Raw genomic sequence first — 22916 nt, forward strand, 5'->3', positions numbered from 1 at the left:
GAGGTCACGAACGGCCGAACTTGGCGTCGATGAAGTCGAAGAGATCGTCGTCGCTCACGTCGTCGATCTGTTCTCGGGATGTGTTCTGCTCGCTGCCCTGCGCCTGCTCCCACTTGGTCAGCAGGGCGCGCAGCCGCACGGTGAGGGCCGCCCGTTCACGGGCGTCCGGCACGACGGTGGGCAGGGTGTCCGCGGTCAGCGACGCGACCGCGGACTCCAGCCCGGCCAGCTCGTCGAGCAGCGCGGACCGGGCCGCGTTGTCGTCCGACGCCAGCCGGGAGCCGAGGTGCGCGGCGAGTGCCGCCGAGGTCGGGTGGTCGAAGACGACCGTGGCCGGAAGGGTCAGCCCGGTGGCCGCGGCGAGCCGGTTGCGCAGCCGGACCGCGGTGAGCGAGTCGAAGCCGAGCTCGCGGAACGGCCGGTCGGCCGGGACGGCGTCCCCTCCGGAGTACCCGAGCACGACGGCGGCCTGGGCCCGTACGTCGGCGAGCAGCGCGCGGCGTCGCTCGTCGCCCGACAGCCCGGCCAGCCTGGCCACCAGGTCGGGGGCCTGCTCCGCCGTGTCCGCCTCCCGCGCCGGGCGGGCCTCGGGGATCTCACCGATCAGCGGCCGGGGCCGCGCCGAGGCGTAGCGCGGCGCGAAGGCCTGCCAGTCGATGTCGGCGACGACCACCGTGGTCTCGTCGCGGTCGAGGACCTCGTGCAGGGCGCCGATCGCGGTCTGTGGCGGCATGAAGCGCAGGCCCTGCTTGTGCAGCCATTCCTCGGCGGCTCCGGCCGCCATGCCGCCGCCGGCCCAGGCGCCCCAGGCCACGGAGGTGGCCGCCAGACCCTGGCTCCTGCGCTGTTCGGCGAGCGCGTCCAGGTGGGCGTTGGCCGCGGCATAGGCTCCCTGGCCGCCGCTGCCCCACACTCCGGCGCCGGAGGAGAACAGCACGAACGCGTCGAGGTCGCCGAGCAGTTCGTGCAGGTTCCGCGCGCCGGCCGCCTTCGGTGCGAGCACGGCGGCGATCTCGGCGGCGTCGGTGTCCGCCAGTCGCGCCGACCGTCCGGAGCCCGCCGTGTGTACGACGGTACGGATCGGCGGGCCGTCCTGCTGGACCCGCTCGACGAGCGCGGCCAGCGCCTTGCGGTCGGCGACGTCGCAGGCGGCGACGGTGACCTTGGCACCGAGGGCGGCGAGGTCGTCGCGCAGTTGCTGCGCTCCCTCGGCGTCGGCTCCCCGGCGGCTGACCAGCACCACGTGCTCCGCGCCCGCGCGGGCCAGCCATCGGGCGACGTGGCCGCCCAGGCCGCCGGTCCCGCCGGTGACCAGCGCGGTGTCACGGGCGCGCCAGGCGGGGGCCGGTGTGCCGTCCGGTGCGGGCGCCCGTACCAGCCTCCGGGCCATCAGTCCGGCCGGACGCAACGCGAGCTGGTCCTCGCCCTCGCGTGCCGACAGCGCTCCGGCCAGCAGCGCCGCGCAGCGTTCGTCGAGGCCGGAGGGCAGGTCGACCAGGCCGCCCCACAGTTCGGGGTGCTCAAGGCCCGCCACCCGGGCCAGGGCCCACAGTTGCGCGGCCGCCGTGGAGCCTGCGGGGTCGGCGTCGGTGGCGGTGACGCCGTTGCGGGTGAGCGACCACAGCGGGGCCCTCACCCCGGCGTCGGTCAGCGCCTGGACGAGCAGCACGGTGCCGTGCACCGCCCGGGGCAGCGCCTCGTGGTCCGGGTGCGGGGCGTCGTCCAGGCCCAGCAGGGATACGAGCCCGGCCGGCTCGGCGGCACCGAGCCGCTCGGCGAGCGTTTGCCGGGTGTCCCCCGGCCCCAGGACCAGGCACTCGACATCGGCTCCGTGGCCGCGCAGTGCCGAGCGGGCCCAGTCGGTGACGGCGTCATGCTCGTGTCCGGCGGGCACCACCACGGTCCAGCTGCCGGTCAGGGCGGCCGGGGCGGGGGTGTCGGCGACGGGCCGCCAGGCGACGACGTACCGCCAGCCGTCCACCGTGGACTTGCGCCGCTGTTCCCGGCGCCAGGCGGCCAGCGCGGGCAGTACGTCCTTCAGCGGCCGGCGGAGGTCGTCGGCGACCGGGCCGCGCAGCATGTCCGCCAGCCGGTCGGCGTCCTCTTCCTCCACCACGGCCCAGAAGTCCTGGTCGCCCTGGTGCGCGGCCGTCCGGGGGCGGTCCGGGGCCTCGAGCCAGTAGCGCCGGCGCTGGAAGGCGTAGGTGGGCAGGGCGACGCGCCTGCCGCCGGGCAGCAGCCGCGTCCAGTCGACCGGTACGCCCCGGGTCCAGGCCTCGGAGGCCGCCGTGGTCATCCGGGTGAGGTCCCCGTCGTCCCGCCGCAGGCTCTCCAGCACCACCGCCCGGTCGGCCGTCTCCTCGATGCCGACGGTGAGGACGGGGTGGGGGCTGGACTCGAGGAACACCGTGTGGCCCTCGCGCAGCAGGTGCTCGACGCCGGCCCGGAACTCCACGGTCTGCCGCAGGTTGCGGTACCAGTACTCCGGACCGAGCCGGGCGGTGTCGATCCGCTCGCCGGTCACCGTCGAGACGAACGGGATGTCCGACGTCCGGGGGGAGATGCCGGAGAGCAGGGTGAGCAGTTCGTCGCGGATGAGGTCGATCTGCGCGGAGTGCGAGGCGTAGTCCACGTCGATCCGGCGGGCGCGTACGCCCAGTGCCTCGCACTCGGCGAGCAGGGCGTCCAGCCCGGCGACATCACCGGAGACCACGGTGGACGAGGCGCCGTTGACCGCCGCCACCGACACTCCGGGGTAGTCGGCCAGCAGCGGCACGACCTCGTCACGGGGCAGCGCGACCGAGACCATCCCGCCCGGACCCGACAGCTTCTCCGCGATCAGCCGGCTGCGCAACGCCACCACGCGCGCGGCGTCCTCGTACGACAGCGCACCGGACACCGCGGCCGCCGCGATCTCGCCCTGCGAATGGCCGATCACCGCGGCCACCGGAACACCCCACGAGCGCCAGAGACCGGCCAGCGACACCATCACCGCCCACAGCGCCGGCTGCACCACCTCCACCCGCGCCAAGGCCGTCTCGTCGTCCAGCACGTCCAACAGCTCGAAGTCGACAAACGGCTCCAGCGCCTCGGCGCACCGCCGCATCGATTCTTCAAAGACCGGCGACGACTCCAGCAGCGCCTTGCCCATGCCGACCCACTGACAGCCCTGACCGGCGAACACCAGCACCACACCGTCCCGGGTGGCCGTCGCCCCTGGGATATCGCCGTCGGCGGCCACCGCCGACATGCCGGCGAGGAGCTCCTGCCGGTCCCGGCCCACCACTACGGCACGGTGCTCGAACGCGCTGCGCGTGGCGGCCAGCGACCAGCCCACGTCCCTCGCGGTGGGCTCGGGGTGAGCGGAGAGGTACGCCACCAGGCGCGCGGCCTGGGCCCGCAGTGCCTCGGCCGACCTGCCCGACACCACCCACGGCACCACGTCCGTCCCGGGCACTACGTCCGCTGCGGGCGCCGTGTCCGCTTCGGGTGCCGTCGTGCCGTCGGAGGTCTCGTCCGGGGCCTGCTCGATGATCACGTGGGCGTTGGTGCCGGAGATCCCGAAGGCCGAGACACCGGCGCGGCGCACGTGTCCGTCCGCGGCGGGCCACTCCCGCTGTGCCGTCAGCAGTCGCACCGCCCCCGAGGACCAGTCCACTTCGGGCGTCGGCTCGTCCGCGTGCAGCGTGCGGGGCAGGGTCTCCTCCCGCATGGCCATGACCATCTTGATCACGCCGGCGACGCCGGCGGCGCCCTGGGTGTGGCCGAGGTTCGACTTCACCGACCCCAGCCACAGCGGACGGCCCTCCGGCCGCCGCTGCCCGTAGGCCGCGAGGAGCGCCTGGGCCTCGATGGGGTCACCCAGAGTGGTGCCGGTGCCGTGGGCCTCCACGGCGTCGACCTGGTCCGGCGACAGCCGGGCGTCCGCCAGGGCCTGCCGGATGACCTCCTGCTGCGACGGGCCCCGCGGCGCGGTGAACCCGCTGCTGGCACCGTCCTGGTTGACCGCCGAGCCGCGCAGCACGGCCAGCACCTCGTGGCCGTTGCGCCGGGCGTCGGAGAGCCTCTCCAGCACCAGCACGCCGACGCCCTCGCCGAAGCCCGTACCGTCCGCCGCGGCCGAGAACGGCTTGCAGCGGCCGTCCGCCGCGAGTCCGCGCTGCCTGCTGAAGGTGGTGAACACCGTGGGCGCCGAGATGACCGACGCTCCCCCGGCCAGCGCCAGTTCGCACTCCCCGGCCCGCAGCGCACGGGCGGCCAGGTGCAGCGCCACCAGCGAGGACGAGCAGGCCGTGTCCACGGTGACGGCGGGGCCGTTCAGCCCGAGGGTGTAGGCGACCCGTCCGGAGGCGGCGCTGCCCGCGTTGCCGACCCCGACGAAGCCCTCGAGGTCCTCGTCGATCTCGGGGAGCCGGGTGGCGTATTCGTGCGTCATCAGCCCGGTGTAGACGCCGGTGCGGCTGCCCTGGAGGGACTCCGGGGCGATGCCCGCCCGTTCCAGCGCCTCCCACGAGCACTCCAGCAGCAGGCGGTGCTGCGGGTCCATCGCCAGGGCCTCGCGCGGCGAGATCCCGAAGAAGGCGGGGTCGAAGTCGGCGACGTCGTAGATGAACCCGCCCTCGCGCACGGTGGACTTGCCGGGAGCGTCGGGGTCGGGATCGTAGAGGTCCGCGTCCCAGCCCCGGTCGGCCGGGAACGGCGCGATCGCGTCCCGGCCCCGGGCGACGAGGTCCCACAGGTCCTCCGGCGTCCGGACGCCGCCGGGATAGCGGCAGGCCATGGCCACGATGGCGACCGGCTCGGTGGCCGCGGACTCCAGTTCGCGCAGCCGCGTCCGAGCGGACCGCAGATCTGCGGTGACCCGCTTGAGGTAGTCAAGTGCCTTGGCGTCGCCGTTCATTGCGCACCTCCGATCCCCAGCTCGTTGTCGATGTAGGCGTAGATCTCGTCCGCCGTGGCGGCGTCCAGGTCACCGGCGCCGGCTTCGGGCGCCGGCGGCCGTAGTTCCTCCAGCAGCGCCGTGAGCCGCTGCGCGATCAGGTCCCGGTCCAGGTCGTCCGGCGCCGGGCCGGTGACGCTGCGCCGGAGCTCGTCCAGCCGCTCCAGCGCCAGCGCGGTGGTGTCGACCGTGCCCACCAGCAGCTCCACCAGGTGGGCGGCCAGCTCTCCGGGGCTGGGATGGTCGAACACCGTGGTGGCGGGCAGGCGCAGGCCCAGTTCCTTGGCCAGCCTGTTGCGCAGCCGCACCCCGGTCAGGGAGTCGAATCCCAGCTCGAGGAAGCCTCGCGACGGGGTGATCGCCTCCCGGCTCTCGTGACCGAGCACCGCGGCCACGGTGCCCAGGACGACGTTCTGCACCAGCCGCAGCCGCTCCTCGGCGCCCAGGCCGGCCAGCCGCTGGGCGAACCGCCCGTCCCGCGAGCCCGGGGACTCCGCGGCCGCGACCGCCCGGCGCGGCACCTGCACCACGCCGCGCAGCATCGCCGGAACGTCCTGCGTGGAGACCGCGTCGATCCGGATGGGCACCGCCGGCGATTCGCCGGAGCCGAGCGCGGCGTCGAAGGCCGCCAGTGCCTCCTCGGTGGACAGCGCGCCGACGGCGGCGATGTTGCGCGAGGGGGATCCGGTCTTCTCGGTCAGCTCGCTGCGGTGGGCCCACAGGCCCCACGCCAGCGACAGCCCGGGCAGACCACGCGTGCTGCGGTGGACGGCGAGCGCGTCCAAAAAGCCGTTCGCCGCAGCGTAGTTGGCCTGACCTGTGGCGCCCAGCACCGAGGATGCGGAGGAGAATAGCACGAAGGCGCCGAGTTTTTGATCAACTGTCAGTTCGTGCAAGTGCCATGCCGCGTCGGCCTTGGGGCGCAGGACCGTGTCCAGCCACTGGGGGGACCGCGTGCCGAGCACGCCGTCGTCCAGTACGCCGGCGGCGTGCACGACGGCGGACAGCGGGTGCCGTGGGTCCACGCCGGCGAGCAGGGCGGCCACGGCGGAACGATCGGCCAGGTCGGCGGCCACGATGTCGACGTGGGCGCCGAGGGCGGTGAGCTCGGCGCGCAGCCGCTCGGCGCCGTCGGCGGCCGGTCCCCGGCGGCTGACCAGCAGCAGCCGGGTGATGCCGTGCACGTCGACGATGTGCCGGGCCAGCAGTCCGCCGAGGGTGCCGGTGCCGCCGGTGATCAGGACGGTGCCGGTGCCCAGCGAACCGCCCGCGGCCGGTTCGTCCGGCCGTGCCAGCCGGGGCGCGCTCCCCGTTCCGGCGCGGATCGCGATCTCGGGTTCGTCCGTGAGCGCGAAGCCGGGCAGGGCGGCGAGCGAGTCGGGGTGGTCGTCGAGGCCGACGAGGGTGATCCGGTCCGGGTGTTCGGCCTGTGCGGAGCGCAGCAGGCCTCTGACCGCGCCGTGGGCGAGGTCGCCGGAGGAGGCGTCGCGGGTGACGACGACCAGGCGCGAGTCGGCGAAGCGGGGGTCGGCGAGCCATTCCTGCAGCACGTCGAGCACGTGTCCGGTCTCCGCGCGGACGGCGGCGGGCACGTCGGCGTCGTCGTGTGCGGGCCGGCGGCACGGGAGCAGTACGACCTCGGGCACGGTCTCCACGGCGGCCGGGCCGGCGGCGGTGTCCACCCGCCAGCCCGCTTCCCGCAGGGCGGGGCCGACACCGAGGGGGTCGGGGCCCAGGACCACGCAGGAGGTTCCGGCGGGCCCGGCGGCGGGGGCCGTCTCCTCCCAGGCGACCCGGAACAGGGTTCCGGCGCGTTTCACCGCCAGTTGCGCGGCGTCGACCGGCCGGGTGACGAGCCGCCCGAGGCCGAACACCGGCAGTCCGCCGGAGTCCCATGCCTGCCAGGAGGCTTCCTTCGGGTCGAGCCGCACGCGCAGCGAGGTCGCGCCGGTCGCGAACAGCCGGACGTCGGTGAAGGAGAAGGGCAGCCGGGTCTCCTCCGGTCCGTGCTCGGCCGTCCTCCTGTCGCAGGCGAGGACGTGCAGGGCCGCGTCGAACAGCGCGGGGTGGATGCCGTAGCCGTCGGGCGCGGCACCTTCGGGCAGCTCGATCTCGGCGAACACCTCGTCGCCCGCCCGCCAGGCCCGCCGCAGGCCGCGGAAGACCGGCCCGTAGTGGTACCCGGCCGCCTCGAGGGTCTCGTAGAACCCGTCGACGTCGACCGGGGTCGCCCCGGCCGGCGGCCACTCGAGGAGGGCGTCCGGCTGTGGCCCCTCGGCGCCGAGGATTCCCTCCGCGTGGGTCGTCCAGGTCCCGTCCGCGCCCCGCGAGTGCATCGACACCGCCCGGCGGCCGGCGTCACCGGTCTCGGTGACCACCACTCTGATCTGCGCCGGGGCCGTCCCGTCCAGCACCAGCGGGGCCTGCAGGGTCAGTTCCTCCACGCGGCCGAGGCCGACCTGGTGACCGGCGTGCAGCGCCAGTTCCACCCAGGCCGCGCCGGGCAGCAGCACCGAGCCCAGGACCGTGTGATCGGTCAGCCAGGGGACGGTCCGTGCCGACAGCTGTCCGGTCCACACCGACTGGCCGCCCGGCAGCTCCACCGTCACGGGCGCCAGCGCGTGTCCGGCCTTCCCCAGCCCGACGGCGGCCACGTCGCCGGCGTGACCGGGCGCGGCCTCGAGCCAGTGGTGCCGGTGCTGGAAGGCGTAGGTCGGCAGCTCCACCCGGTGGCCGCCGGCGACGAACGGCGTCCAGTCGATCGCCACGCCCCGGGTCCAGGCCTCGGCGGCCGCACTGATCACCCTGGCCAGGTCGCCCTCGCCGCGGCGCAGGCTCTCCAGTACGACGACCCGGTCGGCGCTCTCCTCGATGCCCACCGTCAGCACCGGGTGCGGGCTGGACTCCAGGAAGACGTCGTGGCCCAGGCCCAGCAGGTGTTCCACGCCGGCACGGAACTCGACCGTCTGCCGCAGGTTCCGGTACCAGTACTCCGGACCGAGCCGGGCGGTGTCGATCCGCTCGCCGGTCACCGTCGAGACGAACGGAACATCGGCCGGCAGCGGGCGAATCCCCTCCAGCACCGCCACTAGCTCCTCGCGGATCAGCTCCACCTGGGCGGAGTGCGAGGCGTAGTCCACGTCGATCCGGCGGGCGCGTACGCCCTGTTCCGCGCAGGAGGCGAGCAGGGCGTCCAGCCCGGCGACGTCACCGGAGACCACGGTGGACGAGGCGCCGTTGACCGCCGCCACCGATACCCCCGGGTACTCCCGCAGCATCGCGTCGACCTTCTCGCGGGGCAGCGCGACCGACGCCATTGCGCCCAGGCCGGACAGCTTCTCCGCGATCAGCCGGCTCCGCAGCGCCACCACGCGCGCGGCGTCCTCGTACGACAACGCGCCGGACACCGCGGCCGCCGCTATCTCGCCCTGCGAGTGCCCGATCACCGCGGCGACCGTGACGCCGAACGACCGCCAGAGCTCGGCGAGCGAGACCATCACCGCCCACAGCGCGGGCTGCACCACGTCGACCCGGGCCAGGGCCGCCTCGTCGCCCAGGACGTCCACCAGGTCGAAGTCGACGAACGGGGCCAGGGCCTCGGCGCAACGCCGCATCGACTCCCGGAAGACCGGCGACGACTCCAGCAGCGCCGTGCCCATGCCGGCCCACTGGCAGCCCTGGCCGGCGAACACCAGGACCACGCCGTCGTCACCGGCCGTCACGGCCGGGTGGGCACCGTCGGCGACGGCCGACAGGCCCGCCAGCAGCTCCTCCCGGTCCCGGCCCACGACCACCGCGCGGTGCTCGAACGCACTGCGGGTGGACACCAGCGACCACCCCACGTCCAGGGCGCCCAGCTCCGGCCGGGCCGACACATGACCGGCCAGCCGCGCGGCCTGCGCCCGCAGCGCCTCCTCGGTACGGCCCGACACCACCCAGGGCACCACGTCGGCGGCGGCCTGGGTGTCGGCCGGCCGGTCCTCCGGCGGCTGCTCGATGATCACGTGGGCGTTGGTCCCGCTGATGCCGAACGAGGACACTCCCGCACGGCGCGGACGACCGTCCTCCACGGACCAGTCCTGCTGCGAGGTGAGCAGCCGCACGGCGCCTGAAGACCAGTCGACGTCCGGCGTCGGCTCGTCCACGTGCAGCGTCCTCGGCAGCACACCGGTCTGCATCGCCTTGATCATCTTGATGACACCGGCCACCCCGGCGGCGGCCTGGGTGTGCCCGATGTTGGACTTCACCGACCCCAGCCACAGCGGCCGGTCCGCGGGCCGTCCCCGCCCGTACGTGGCCAGCAGCGCCTGGGCCTCGATCGGGTCACCCAGCCGCGTCCCCGTACCGTGCGCCTCGACCACGTCCACATCGGACGGACCCAGACCCGCACTCTCCAACGCCGCCCGGATCACCCGCTGCTGCGACGGACCATTCGGTGCCGTCAGACCGTTCGACGCACCGTCCTGGTTCACCGCGGAACCCCGCACCACCGCGAGCACACGGTGACCGTTGCGCCGCGCGTCCGACAACCGCTCCAGCACCAGGATCCCGACGCCCTCGCCCCAGGCCACGCCGTCGGCGGCCTTCGCGAACGCCTTGCTGCGGCCGTCGGCGGCCAGCCCGCGCTGGCGGGAGAACTCGACGAACGGACGCGGGGTGTGCATCACCGTCACGCCGCCCGCCAGGGCCAGTTCGCACTCCCCGGCCCGCAGCGCCTGCGCGGCCAGGTGCAGCCCCACCAGGGACGTCGAACACGCGGTGTCCACGGTGACCGCCGGTCCGACGAAGTCGAACGTGTAGGAGATGCGGCCGGAGGCGATGCTGCCCGCGCTTCCGGTGCCGAGCGTGCCCTCGTACCCCTCGGGAGACGTGCCCAGCCGGGAGGCGTACTCGTGGTACATCACGCCCGCGTAGACCCCGGTCCGGCTGCCCTTCAGGGACGCGGGGTCGATGCCCGCCTGCTCGAGCGCCTCCCACGAACACTCCAGCAGCAACCGCTGCTGCGGATCCATCGCCAGCGCCTCACGCGGCGAGATCCCGAAGAACCCCGCGTCGAACCGGGCCGCGTCGTGCAGGAACCCGCCCTCCCGCACGTACGACTTGCCCGCGGCGTCCGGGTCGGGATCGAACAGGCCGTGCACGTCCCAGCCGCGGTCTGCCGGCCACTCGGAGATCCCGTCACCACCGGAGAGCACCAGGTCCCACAGGTCCTCGGGGGTACGGACGCCTCCGGGGTAGCGACCGGCCATGCCCACGATGACGACCGGGTCGTCGCCGGCCGGAGCGATGGCCCTGGCAACCACCGGAACCTCGGACTCCGGGGCGGGCTCCGGGACGGTGAGGATCTCCAGCACGTGCTCGGCGATCGCCCGGGGGCTCGGATAGTCGTACGTCAGCGTGGCGGGCAGCCGCAGGCCGGTGGCCGCGGCGAGCCGGTTGCGGAACTCCACGGCGGTGAGGGAGTCGAAGCCCGCCTCGTGCAGGTTCTGGTCGGGCCGCACGCCGTCGGCGGCGTTGTAGCCGAGCGTGTCGGCGACGGCGGTACGCACGATGTTGAGCACCATCCGCGACCGGTCGGCGCCGGACACCCCCGCGAGCCCGCCGGCCGCCGGGGAGCTCTGTACCGTACGCTCCGCACCCCGCACCAGACCGCGCATGGGCACCGGGAGCCGGTCCCGCCGCCCGCGCAGCATCGCCGTGTCCACCCGCATCGGCACCAGCACCGCATGCTCGAAGGCCCGTCCGGCGTCGAACAGCCGCATGCCCTCCTCGGACGTCAGCGCGGCGACGCCGATCCGGGAGATCCGGGTCAGCTCGGCGTCCCCGAGGTCCCGCGCCATGCTCCCCTGCTCGGCCCACAACCCCCAGGCGAGGGAGACCGCGGGCAGGCCGAGCGCCCGGCGATGGGTCGCGAGCGCGTCCAGGTAGGCGTTCGCGGCCGCGTAGTTGCCCTGGCCGGCGGAACCGAGGACGCCCGCCGCCGAGGAGAACAACACGAACGCCGCCAGATCCAGGCCGGCCGTCAGCTCGTGCAGGTGCCGGGCGCCGTCGGCCTTCGCGGCAAAGGAGGTGTCGATGCGCTCGGGGGTCAGGGCGTGCACGACGCCGTCGTCCAGCACACCGGCGGTGTGCACGACCGCGGTCAGCGGATGCGCGGCGGGCACCGACGCGATCAGCTCCGCGACGGCGTCGCGGTCGGACACGTCGCAGCGCACCGAGGTGATCTCCGCGTCGAGCAGCTCGGTGCCGGGCGCCGGCCTGCCGCTGCGGCTGGCGAGAATCAGGCGGCGTACGCCCAGACTCCGCACCGCGTGCGCGGCCACCAGCCCGGCGAGAGCGCCCGACCCACCGGTGATCAGCACGGTGCCGTCGGTGTTCCACTCGGGCGCTGCCTGCGCTGCGGCGGTGACGGCGGCGAGGCGGGGCACCAGGACGGCGCCGTCGCGGACCGCCAGTTGAGGCTCGCCGGTGGCGATGGCGGCGGCCAGAGCGTCCGGAGCGGGCCGGGGCTCGTCCACATCGATCAGTACGAAACGGTCGGGGTGCTCGGTCTGGGCGGTACGGACCAGCCCCCACAACGGCGCATGGGCGAGGTCGCGCACCTCCCCGGCGACCGGGACGGCCCCGTAAGTGAGCAGCGCGAGCTTCGCGCCGGTGTCGGCGGCCAGCCAGCCCTGCAGCAGGGCCAGCGCCTCGCGGGTGGCCTGACGGGGAGTGCCGGCCTCCCGGCACGGCACCACCACGACGTCGGCGTCCCGGGCGAGTGCCTCCGCCTCCTGCGGAGTGCCGGCGACGACGACGCGCAGACCGGAGCCGTCGACGGCGGGCACCGGGGTCCAGTCGAGGCGGAACAGCGAGTCGGGGGTTCCCGGGCCGAGCCGCGTCGCGGAGACCGGGCGCAGGGTCAGCGAGTCGACGTCCAGCACCGGCCGGCCGACGGTGTCGGTGACGTCCAGCCGGACGGCGTCGGTGCCCGCCCGGGAGAGCCGTACCCGCACGGCGGTGGCGCCCCGGGCCCGCAGGGTGACCCCGGACCAGGCGAAGGGGAGGTACTTCGCATCGGGCTGCTCGTGGAATCCGCCCAGCCGGGCGGCGTGCAGGGCCGCGTCGAGCAGCGCCGGATGCATGCCGAACCTGCCGCCCTCGGCACCGGCCGCCTCGGGCAGCGTGACCTCCGCGTAGATCTCGTCGCCCTGGCGCCACACGGCCCGCAGCCCCTGGAACAGCGGACCGTAGTGGTAGCCGTGCTCGGCCAAGCCACCGTAGAAGTCGCCGAGGTCGACGGCCTGCGCGTGCGCCGGCGGCCACTGCTCGGCCGCGAGGGCCCCGGGCTCCGGAGCCCGGCCGGGAGCCAGCAGGCCGCTCGCATGCTGCGTCCACTCGTGCTCGGCGGCCTCGTCGTACGGCCGCGAGTGCACGGTGAGCGCACGCCTGCCGTCGCTCTCGAGAGCACCGACGGCCACCTGCACCTGCACCGAACCCCGCTGCGGCATCACCAGCGGCTGATGCAGGGTGAGGTCCTCCAGGACCGGGCAGCCCACCTCGTCACCGGCCCGGATGCCGAGCTCGACGAAGGCGGTACCGGGCAGCAGCACCGAACCCAGCACGGTGTGGTCGGCCAGCCACGAGTGCGTACGCAGGGAAAGGCGTCCGGTGAGCACGACCTTGTCGTCGCCCGCGATGCTGACGGCGGCACCCAGCAACGGATGACGCACATCACCGAGGCCGATCTCCGCAGGCTCGGCGGCACCCGTGCCGGTGCGCATCCAGTAGTGCTGGTGCTGGAAGGCATAGGTGGGGAGGTCGACCGTGCGGGCGTGGGGGAAGAGGGGGGACCAGTCGACGGTGTGTCCGTTGACGTGGACGGTGGACAGGGCGGTCAGGACGGTGGATACGTCGTCGTGGCCGGGGCGCAGGGCGGGCGCCGTGGTGACCTGCTGGGTCGTCGCGTCGGCGCAGTGGGCGACCATCGAGGTGAGGGTGCCCGCGGGGCCCAGCTCCAGCCAGGTCGTGACACCCGCGTCGAGGAGGGTACGGACTCCGTCGGCGAAGAGGACAGGCTCGCGGACCTGGCGGACCCAGTACTCGGGCGAGCACCACGCATTGTCAACCCAGGTGCCAGTGACGTTGGAGACCGCCGGCAGCGTCGGCTTGCGGAACTCCACGGCCTCCAGGACGCTGCGGAACTCAGCGAGCATCGGCTCCATCAACGGCGAGTGGAACGCGTGCGAGACCGTAAGACGCCGCGCACGCCCACCCTTCTCCACGACCGCAGCGACGGCATGGTCGACAGCTTGCTCGGTGCCGGAGAGCACGATCTGACCCGGTGCGTTCACCGACGCCACGACCAGGTCATCGCCGAGAAGATCGGCGATCTCAGCGGGGTCGGTCTGTACGGCGGCCATCGCGCCGCCGGCCGGCAATGCCTGCATCAACCGGCCCCGCGCGGCCACCACACGACACGCATCCTCGAGCGACCAGACACCCGCCACATGGGCTGCCGCCAGCTCGCCGATCGAATGCCCGACGACATAGCCAGGCTTCACACCCCAGGACGCGAACAGCCGGAACAGCGACACCTCAAGCGCGAACAACCCCGCCTGAGCCCACACCGTCCGGTCCAACACCTCCGCATCGGAACCGAATACGACATCGCGCAGACCCGGGTCCACAGACGCGCAGACCTCGTCGAACGCCTCCGCGAACACCGGGAACCGCTCGTACAACTCCCGGCCCATGCCCAGCCGCTGACTCCCCTGACCGGTGAACACGAGCGCCAGACCACCCGCGGCAACCGAACCCGTCACCGCATTCGCCACCGAACGCCCCTCCGCCACAGCGGACAGACCCTCGACGAAGTCCTCGCACTCCGAGCCGAACACCACCGCGCGGTGCTCGAACGCGCTCCGGGTCGACGACAGCGACCACCCCACATCAGCCGGACTCACGTCAGACCGGCCCGACACGAACGAAGCCAGCCGCCCCGCCTGCTCCCGCAACGCACCCTCGGTACGCCCCGACACCACCCAGGGCACCACTGCTCCCGCAGGGGTCGCAGCGTCACCCGAGGGCTCGTCCTCCTCCGGAGCCTCCTCGATGATCACGTGCGCGTTCGTCCCGCTGATGCCGAACGACGACACCCCCGCCCGCCGCAGACGGCCCTCCACCGCCGGCCAAGCTTGCGCCTCCGTCAGCAGCCGCACCGCACCCGACGACCAGTCCACCTCGGACGACGGCTCCTCCACATGCAACGTCCTCGGCAGCACCCCCGCCCGCATCGCCATGACCATCTTGATCACACCGGCCACACCGGCGGCCGCCTGCGCATGACCGACGTTGGATTTCACCGATCCGAGCCACAACGGCCGGTCTGCCGGCCGTCCCTGCCCGTACGTGGCCAGCAACGCCTGGGCCTCGATCGGGTCACCCAGCCGCGTTCCCGTGCCGTGCGCCTCGACCGCGTCCACATCGGACGGCGTCAGACCCGCACTCTCCAATGCCGCGCGGATGACGCGCTGCTGCGACGGGCCGTTCGGCGCCGTCAGACCGTTCGATGCGCCGTCCTGGTTGACCGCCGAGCCCCGCATCACGGCCAGCACGCGATGGCCGTTCCGCCGGGCGTCCGACAACCGCTCCAGGAGCAGAATGCCGATGCCCTCGCCCCAGCCCGTTCCGTCGGCGGACTCGGCGAACGCCTTGCACCGGCCGTCGGCGGACAGTCCCCGCTGCCGGGAGAAGACCTCGAACAGGCGAGTCGTCGGCATCACCGTCACGCCGCCGGCCAGGGCCAGTTCGCATTCGCCTGCCCGCAACGCGCGCGCCGCCAGGTGCATGCCCACCAGTGACGACGAACAGGCCGTGCTGATCGTGATCGCCGGGCCCTCCAGGCCCAGCGAGTAGGAGATCCGTCCGGACATCACGCTCGCCGACGCGGCGGTGGCCAGGTAGCCGTGCGACCGTTCGTCGGCGCGCAGCAGCAGGGTGCCGTAGTCCTGGCCGTTGGAGCCCACGAAGACGCCGGTCCGGCTGCCCTTCAGCGCCCCGGGATCGATCCTGGCCCGCTCGATCGCCTCCCACGAGCACTCCAGCAGCAACCGCTGCTGCGGGTCCATGACGAGCGCCTCACGCGGCGAGATGCCGAAGAATCCCGGGTCGAAACCGCCGGCGTCCCGCAGGAACGCGCCTTCGCGTGCGTACGACTTGCCCGGCGCGTCCGGGTCCGGGTCGAAGAGGTTCTCCAGGTCCCAGCCGCGGTCCTCCGGGAAGTCCGACACCGCGTCGACGCCCGCGTCGAGCAGCTCCCAGAACTCCTCCGGTGTCCGCACGCCCCCGGGCAGGCGGCAGCTCATGCCCACGATCGCGATCGGCTCGCGCTCGCCGTCCTCCAGCTCACGCACGCGCTGCCGCGCCTCGTGGAGATTGGCGGCGGTCTGCTTCAAATAGTCGAGGAGCTCTTCATCGTTGGGCATTGGTGGTCCCGCTTCCGGTGCGTCGATCGGGTTCGGTGGTCGGCATGGCTACCTGCGCGGGGCATCCGGCGGCCGTCGAAGGCGGTCAACTGTCATCGAGAGATTCCGAGCTCGTTGGTGAGGAAATCGAGCACTTCGGCACGGGAGGCCGACTGGAGGTCACGCGAGGGGTCCGACTGCGGAGCGCAGGCGGACTGCATCTCCTTGAGCCTGCGGGTGAGGCGGGACCGGTCGTCCTCGTCCAGCTCCGCGGCCGCGAGTTTGGCACCCAGCGCGTCCAGTTCGGCGAACAGGCCGTCCACCGTGTCCCCGTCGTCGAAGGCCAGGTGTTCGCGCAGGTGGTCGGCCAGGGACGCGAGCGTCGGGTAGTCGTAGACGAGGGTGGCGGGCAGCTTCACCCCGATGTGGACGGCGAGGAGGTTGCGCAGCTCCACGGCGGTGAGCGAGTCGAAGCCGATGCTGTGGAAGGAGCTGTCGGGGCCGATCGAGGCCCGTGAGTCGTGCCCGAGCACCGTGGTGACCAGCTCCTGCACCAGCTCGAGCAGCGCCTGTCCGCGTTCGGCCTCGGCCATCCCGGCCAGCGCGTCCAGCATCCCCGTACCCTGCTCGGGCACGCCGAGGTCGCCCAGCGACCGCACCTCGGGCAGGTCGGCGATGAGCCGGCTGGGACGCGACGCGGTGAAGTCGACGGCGAAGCGGGGCCAGTCGATGTCCGCCACGATGTGCGTGGCGCCCGGTTCGGCCATGACCTGCCGCATGGCCTCGACGGCCTGCTCGGGGTTCATCAGCGGCAGGCCGTAGCGCCGCGTACGGCCGGCGACGGCCTCGTCGGCGACCATGCCTTCGCCCTGCCAGGCGCCCCATGCGACCGAGGTCGCCGGCAGGCCTTCCGCACGACGTCGTTCGGCGAGCGCGTCGAGGTAGGCGTTGGCCGCGGCGTAGTTGCCCTGGCCCTTGGTGCCGGTGGTTCCGGCGAGCGAGGAGAAGAGGACCAGGTGCGCGTCCTCGATGCACTCGTGCAGGTTGAGCGCGCCCTTGACCTTGACGTCCAGTGCGCCCGCGAAACGCTGCGGCGTCAGGGCGTCGACGAGGCAGTCGTCCAGCGTGCCCGCGGCATGGATCACGGCGCTCAACGGCCGGTCGGCGGAGACGCCCTCGACCAGCCTCCGCACGGCGCCGGCGTCGGTGACGTCGCATGCCTCGATGGTCACGGGGATGCCGGGGGCCGCCAGCTCCTCCAGCAGCGCGGCCGCCCCGGGCGCCTCCGGGCCACGCCGGCTGACCAGCACCAGATGCTCGATGTCCTGTGTGACGAGCCAGCGCGCGATGTTGGCGCCGACGCCACCGGTACCCCCGGTGACCAGCACGGTACCGCTCGGCCGCCAGCCCTCGGCCGTAGCCGGAGCGGTGGCGCGCACCATGCGGCGTACGAAGACGCCGCTTTCGCGAACGGCCAGTTGATCTTCGGCCTCCGGAGCGGACAGGACGTCGGCGACCAGGCCTCGCATACGGTCGTCGGCGTGCGCGGGAAGGTCGACGAGCCCGGCCCACAGCTGCGGCTTCTCCAGAGCGGCGACCCGGCCGAGGCCCCAGATCTGCGCCTGCGAGGCCCGCGCCGGACCGTCGGTGGCGTCGGCGGAGACGGCATGCCGGGTGGCGACCCACAGCGGCCCGATGCCGAGCTCCTCGCAGACCTGCACGGTGTGCGCCACGGCGACCAGCCCGGCGGAAACCGCGTCCGCCTCCGGGTGGGGCCGGTCGTCGAGCGCCAGGAGGCTGAGGACCCCGTCGATCCGACGCCCGGCGACCGCCTCGCGAACTGCCGTGGCCAGGGCTGCCCGGTCCTCCGTGGCCGCGATCTGTACGCGAACCGTTTCACAGCCGTGCTCGGCCAGCATCCGCTCGGCACCGGCCGTCCACGGCTCCGACCTGTTCGATCCGTTCGGTTCGGGCACCAGCAGCAGCCAGCGCCCCGAGAGGCTGCCGGAACCTCCGGTCCCGCGCCGGCGCCAGTCGATGCGGTAACGCCACGCGTCGCCCTGTGCCGACGCGGAGGCGGTGAACAGAGGGAGGGCGTCCAGCCAGTAGTGCTGGTGCTGGAAGGCGTACGTGGGGAGGTCGACCGTACGGGCGTGCGGGAAGAGAGCAGACCAGTCGACCGCGTGCCCGTTGACGTGGACGGTGGAGAGGGCGGCCAGGACGGTGGATGCGTCGTCGTGATCCGGGCGCAGGGCGGGCGCCGTGACGACCTGCTGGGTCATCGCGTCGGCGCAGTGGGCGACCATCGAGGTCAACGTGCCTGCCGGCCCGAGCTCCAGCCAGGTCGTGACGCCCGCGTCGAGGAGGGTACGGACGCCGTCGGCGAAGAGGACGGGCTCGCGGACCTGGCGCACCCAGTACTCGGGCGAGCACCACTCCTGCGGGTCCACCCAGGTACCGGTGACATTGGAGACCGCCGACAGCGCCGGCTTACGGAACTCCACGCCCTCCAGGACGCTGCGGAACGCCTCCAGCATCGGCTCCATCAACGGCGAGTGGAAAGCGTGCGAAACCGTCAGGCGCCGCGCGCGACCGCCCCGCGCCTTGACCGCGGCAACCGCACGATCTACGGCCGCCTCGGTGCCGGAAACGACCAGCTGTCCCGGCGCGTTCACCGACGCCACGACCAGGTCATCGCCCAGCACATCGGCAATCTCAGCGGCATCGGCCTGCACAGCGGCCATCGCGCCGCCGGCCGGCAGTGCCTGCATCAATCGGCCCCGCGCGGCCACCACACGACACGCATCCTCGAGCGACCACACACCCGCCACATACGCGGCCGCCAGCTCACCGATGGAGTGCCCCACCACATACGCGGGCCGCACACCCCACGACTCGAACAGCCGGAACAACGACACCTCAAGCGCGAACAACCCCGCCTGAGCCCACACCGTCCGATCCAACGCCTCCGCATCCGAACCGAACACCACCTCACGCAGACCCGGATCGAGACCCGCACACACCTCGTCGAACGCCTCGGCGAACACCGGGAACCGCTCATGAAGCCCCCGGCCCATGCCCAGCCGCTGACTCCCCTGACCAGGGAAAACGAAGCCGAGGCGCCCGGAACCGACCGAGCCCGTCACCGCGTTCGCCACCGCACGCCCCTCCGCCACAGCGGAAAGACCCTCGACGAACTCCTCACGCCCCGAGCCGAACACCACCGCACGACGCTCGAACGCACTCCGCGTCGCAGCCAACGACCAGCCCACGTCCGCCGGGCTCGCGTCGGGCCGGCTGGACACGAACGAAGCCAGCCGCCCCGCCTGCTCCCGCAACGCATCCTCGGTACGCCCCGACACCACCCACGGCACCACGCCCGCGACAGGCTGCTCCCCCGCAACCGACTCGACTGCCGGAGCCTCTTCGATGATCACGTGCGCGTTCGTCCCGCTGATGCCGAACGACGACACCCCCGCCCGCCGCGGACGACCCTCCACCGCCGGCCAGGCTTGCGCCTCCGTCAGCAGCCGCACCGCACCCGACGACCAGTCCACCTCCGGCGACAGCTCGTCCACGTGCAACGTCCTCGGCAGCGCACCGGCCCGCATCGCCATGACCATCTTGATGATCCCCGCCGCTCCCGCAGCGGCCTGCGCATGACCGATGTTCGACTTCACCGACCCGAGCCACAAAGGCCGTTCGGCATCCCGGTCCTGCCCGTACGTGGCCAGCAGCGCCTGGGCCTCGATGGGGTCACCCAGCCGCGTCCCCGTACCGTGCGCCTCGACCACGTCCACATCGGACGGACCCAGACCCGCACTCTCCAACGCCGCCCGGATCACCCGCTGCTGCGACGGACCACTCGGCGCCGTCAGACCATTCGACGCACCGTCCTGGTTCACCGCAGAACCCCGCACCACCGCCAGCACACGGTGACCGTTCCGCCGTGCGACCGACAATCGCTCGAGTACCAGCACGCCCACGCCCTCGCCGAAGCCCATCCCGTCGGCGGCCTTGGCGAACGCCTTGGAGCGCCCGTCCAGCGCGAGTCCGCGCTGGCGGGAGAAGGCCACCGGCAGCTGCGGCGTCGACATGACCGTGACGGCGCCGGCCAGGGCCAGGTCGCACTCGCCCGCCCGCAGCGCGCGTGCCGCCAGGTGCACGGCCACCAACGAGGACGAGCAGGCTGTGTTGACGGTGATCGCCGGGCCCTCCAGGCCCAGGGAGTAGGAGATCCGCCCGGAGAGGACGCTGCCGGAGGCACCGGTGGCCAGGTAGCTCTGCGACCGCTCGTCCGCGCGCAGCAAGAGGGTGTTGTAGTCCTGCCAGTTGGAGCCGGCGAAGACGCCCGTGCGGCTGCCGTGCAGCGAGCGGGGGTCGATCCTGGCCCGCTCGATGGCCTCCCACGAGCACTCCAGCAGCAACCGCTGCTGCGGGTCCATCGCCAGCGCCTCACGCGGCGAGATCCCGAAGAACCCCGCGTCGAACTCGCCCGCGTCGTGCAGGAATCCGCCTTCCCGCACGTACGACTTGCCCGGCGCGTCCGGATCGGGGTCGTACAGGTTCGGCACGTCCCAGCCGCGGTCCTCCGGGAACTCCGACACCGCGTCGACGCCCGCCTCGAGCAGCTCCCAGAACTCCTCCGGCGACCCCGCGCCCCCGGGCAGGCGGCAGCTCATGCCCACGATCGCGATCGGCTCGCGCTCGCCGTCCTCCAGCTCACGCACCCGCTGCCGCGCCTCGTCGAGCTCGGCGCTGACCCGCTTGAGGAAGTATCGAAGCTTGTCTTCATGTGCCATGGGAGACTGCCTTCAGGACTGGTGGGATTCGGCGGACTCGTACAGCCACCGGCGCGTTCAGGGAGCGGCGAGTGCGCTGGGGTTCGGGAAAACGGCGTCGGAAAGTCGCCGTCGGCAATCGGGCAGTGCGTGGGGGGCTCGGGGGCCGGTTCAGGAGATGCCGAACCGCTCCTCGATGAGGGCGAACATCTCGTCGTCGTCGGCCGACTCGAACCGGTCGGCGGCGGAGCCCTCCGGGTCGTCGGTGTGCCGCATCCGCCTGACCCTGTCCGTCAGGGCCTTGAGGCGTTCCTCGATCCGCTGGGCGGAGTCGTTGTCGGCCGACAGTCGTTCCAGTGCCGCGTCGGCCTGGTCCAGGGCGGCGAGGAGCGCGGCCTCGGGGCGCTCCTGCGGCCGCCGAGCGCCGGTGTTCTCGAAGAGCGCGGTCTGCAGATGTCGGGCCAGCGCGGCGGGGGTGGGGTGGTCGAAGGCGATCGTAGCGGGCAGGTGCAGTCCTGTAACTTCCTTGAGCCGGTTGCGCAGTTGAACGGCACTGAGGGAGCCGAGGCCCATCTCCTTGAAGGCGGTCCCGGCCTCGATGTCGTCGGTGGAGTCCGGTGCGAGCACCTCGGTGAGCGTGCGGCGGACGAGCTCCAGCACGGCCTCCGCCCGGTCGGCCTCGGGCAGCGCTCCGACGCGGTCCGTCCAGGACGACTCGGCGTCGGTGCTGAAGTCCACGAGAGCCGGCAGGTCGATCCGCCGGGTGTGCGTTCCGGCGAAGGCCGGCGACCAGTCGACGTCCACGCCGCGGACGTACGCCTCGGCCACCGAGGTGAGCACCCGGTGGGTGTCCCCCTGGCCGCGGCGCAGCGTGCCCAGCACGGTCACGTCCCGGATGCCGAGCTCGGCGGCCGTGTCCTCGATGGACATGCCGAGCAGCGGATGCGGGCTGACCTCGATGAACGTCCGATGCCCGGCGGCGAGCAGCGATCGTACGGCGTCGTGGAACCGCACCTGGCTGCGGGTGTTGAGGTACCAGTAGTCCGTGTCGAGCGTCGCCGTGTCCCGCTGTTGGCCGTCCACTGTGGAATGGAAGGGAACGAGGGACGCTCTGGGCGAGACGGGGCGGAGGACCTCCAGGAGGTGCTCGCGCAACGTGTCGACCTGGGAGCAGTGTCCTACGGTCTCCACGCCGGGGATCCGTTTGGCGTAGACGCCCTGAGCGGTGAGTTCGGCAACGATGTCGTCCAGCGCATCGGGCGGTCCGGACAGGGCCACCGATCGGGGGCCGTTGACGGCCGCCAGCTCCACGGAGTCGGGCCAGGCGGCCATGCGGCCGGTGATGTCCTGTTCGGACGTGCCGACCGAGATCACGGTGCCCTTGCCGACCAGCCGCAGCCATGCGCGGCTGCGCCGTGCCAGCAGTCGCGCGGCGTCGCGCAGGTCGAGAGCGCCCGCCACCTGGGCGGCGGCGATCTCCCCGTAGCAGTGCCCCACCACGGCCGCCGGTTCCACTCCGTAGGAGCGCCAGACCTCGGCCAGCGAGACCATCGTCGCCCACAGCGTGGGTTGCAGGACGTCGACGCGGCGCAGTGGTGGCGCGCCAGGTGCCTCGCGCAGTACGTCGATCAGTGACCAGTCGACGAACTCGGACAGCGCGTCGGCGCAGGCGTGCACGCTGTCGCGGAAGACGTCGGAGGAGTCGAGCAGTTCGACGGCCATGCCGATCCACTGCGACCCCTGTCCGGGGAAGACGAACACCGGGCGTCGTGCCTCGTTCGCGGTGCCGCGTACGAGGTGGGGTGCGTCGCCGCCCGTGGCGAGTGCCCGCAGTCCCTGGCGCATCGCGGTCCGGCCGGATCCCACGACGACCGCTCGGTGGCGGGCGGGCGGGATCGTCAGCAGCGAGTGGGCGGCATCGGCGGGTGAGGCCGGTGCGGCGTCGAGGTGGACGGCCAGGCTCGCGGCGCGTGCCTGGAGGGCCGGTCGGCTCATGGCCGTGACCACCCAGGGGAGTTGAGCGGAGTCCGTCCCGGTGCGGGGGGCGTCCAGGACCACGTGCACGGTGGTGCCGTCGGCGCCGGACTCCGACACGACGGTGGGTCGCCTCGGTCCGGGCTCTTCGGGGGGATCCGCCTCGCGGGACGGCCCGGTGAGCACGGTTTCGATCACTCCGGCCAGCCCGCCGGCCGGCTGCGTCACGATCTCACCCGGCTCCAGGCAGGCGGCCTTCAGCGCTTGGCCGGTCACCCGCGTCCGGTCGTCCGGTGCGGGGTCGTGGCCCATGGCCGAGCCGCGTAACACGGCGAGCGCCGTGGTTTTGGTGGAGGCCAGGCGTGACTCCCGGGTCAGGAGTAACGCGCAGACTCCGTCGTGCAGTTCCGTGCCGATCAGTGCGTAGGAGCTTTCGCCCGAGCGCAGCGTCTGGGCGGCGAGGTGGAGGGCGGCCAGTGCGGGTGTGTGGGCGGTGTTGAGGGAGATCGACGGGCCGGTCAGGCCGAGGGCGGCGGCGATGCGGCCGGCGGAGCCGGTCCGGTCTGCCGCACCGGTGACCACCGCCGTGCCGTCTTCCCGCAGCATATCCAGGCCCAGGTCGGCGTGTTCAACTGCCGCGCGCGCCGCTTCCACCATCCGTTCGCCCGCGGCCCGTTCGTCTGCGGCGTCCCGGCCCGACCGGACATCTTTGTCCGGCAAACCCGTGACGCCTATGACGACGATCGGGTTCTCATCGCGCATCGCACCGGAACA

At 73.1% G+C, this 22916-nt stretch carries 3 protein-coding genes and 1 pseudogene; all 4 read right to left on the reverse strand.

What is annotated here, in order from left to right; all coding sequences use genetic code 11:
- Positions 1-4: 4 nt before the first annotated feature.
- The 4 genes and pseudogenes from IE295_RS26090 to IE295_RS26105 all read right to left on the reverse strand — a co-directional run bounded on the left by IE295_RS26090 (position 5) and on the right by IE295_RS26105 (position 22799).
- Positions 5-4900, reverse strand: a complete 4896-nt coding sequence (locus IE295_RS26090; RefSeq protein WP_190066211.1) for a type I polyketide synthase — start codon at positions 4898-4900, stop codon at positions 5-7.
- The gene (locus tag IE295_RS26095) at positions 4897-15408 is read right to left on the reverse strand and encodes a type I polyketide synthase (protein ID WP_190066212.1); all 10512 of its coding nucleotides are present in this window, start codon (positions 15406-15408) and stop codon (positions 4897-4899) included. The genes IE295_RS26090 and IE295_RS26095 overlap by 4 nt, the downstream gene beginning before the upstream one ends.
- A gap of 347 nt (positions 15409-15755) precedes the next feature.
- A pseudogene (locus tag IE295_RS26100) lies at positions 15756-20189 on the reverse strand (type I polyketide synthase); the annotation flags it as partial.
- 150 nt (positions 20190-20339) lie between these two features.
- Entirely contained in the window at positions 20340-22799 is a 2460-nt protein-coding gene (locus IE295_RS26105; protein ID WP_190066214.1) for an acyltransferase domain-containing protein, read from the reverse strand.
- Between the last annotated feature and the right edge of the window lie 117 nt (positions 22800-22916).

The sequence above is a fragment of the Streptomyces griseocarneus genome, assembly GCF_014655595.1.
Lineage (GTDB): Bacteria > Actinomycetota > Actinomycetes > Streptomycetales > Streptomycetaceae > Streptomyces > Streptomyces griseocarneus.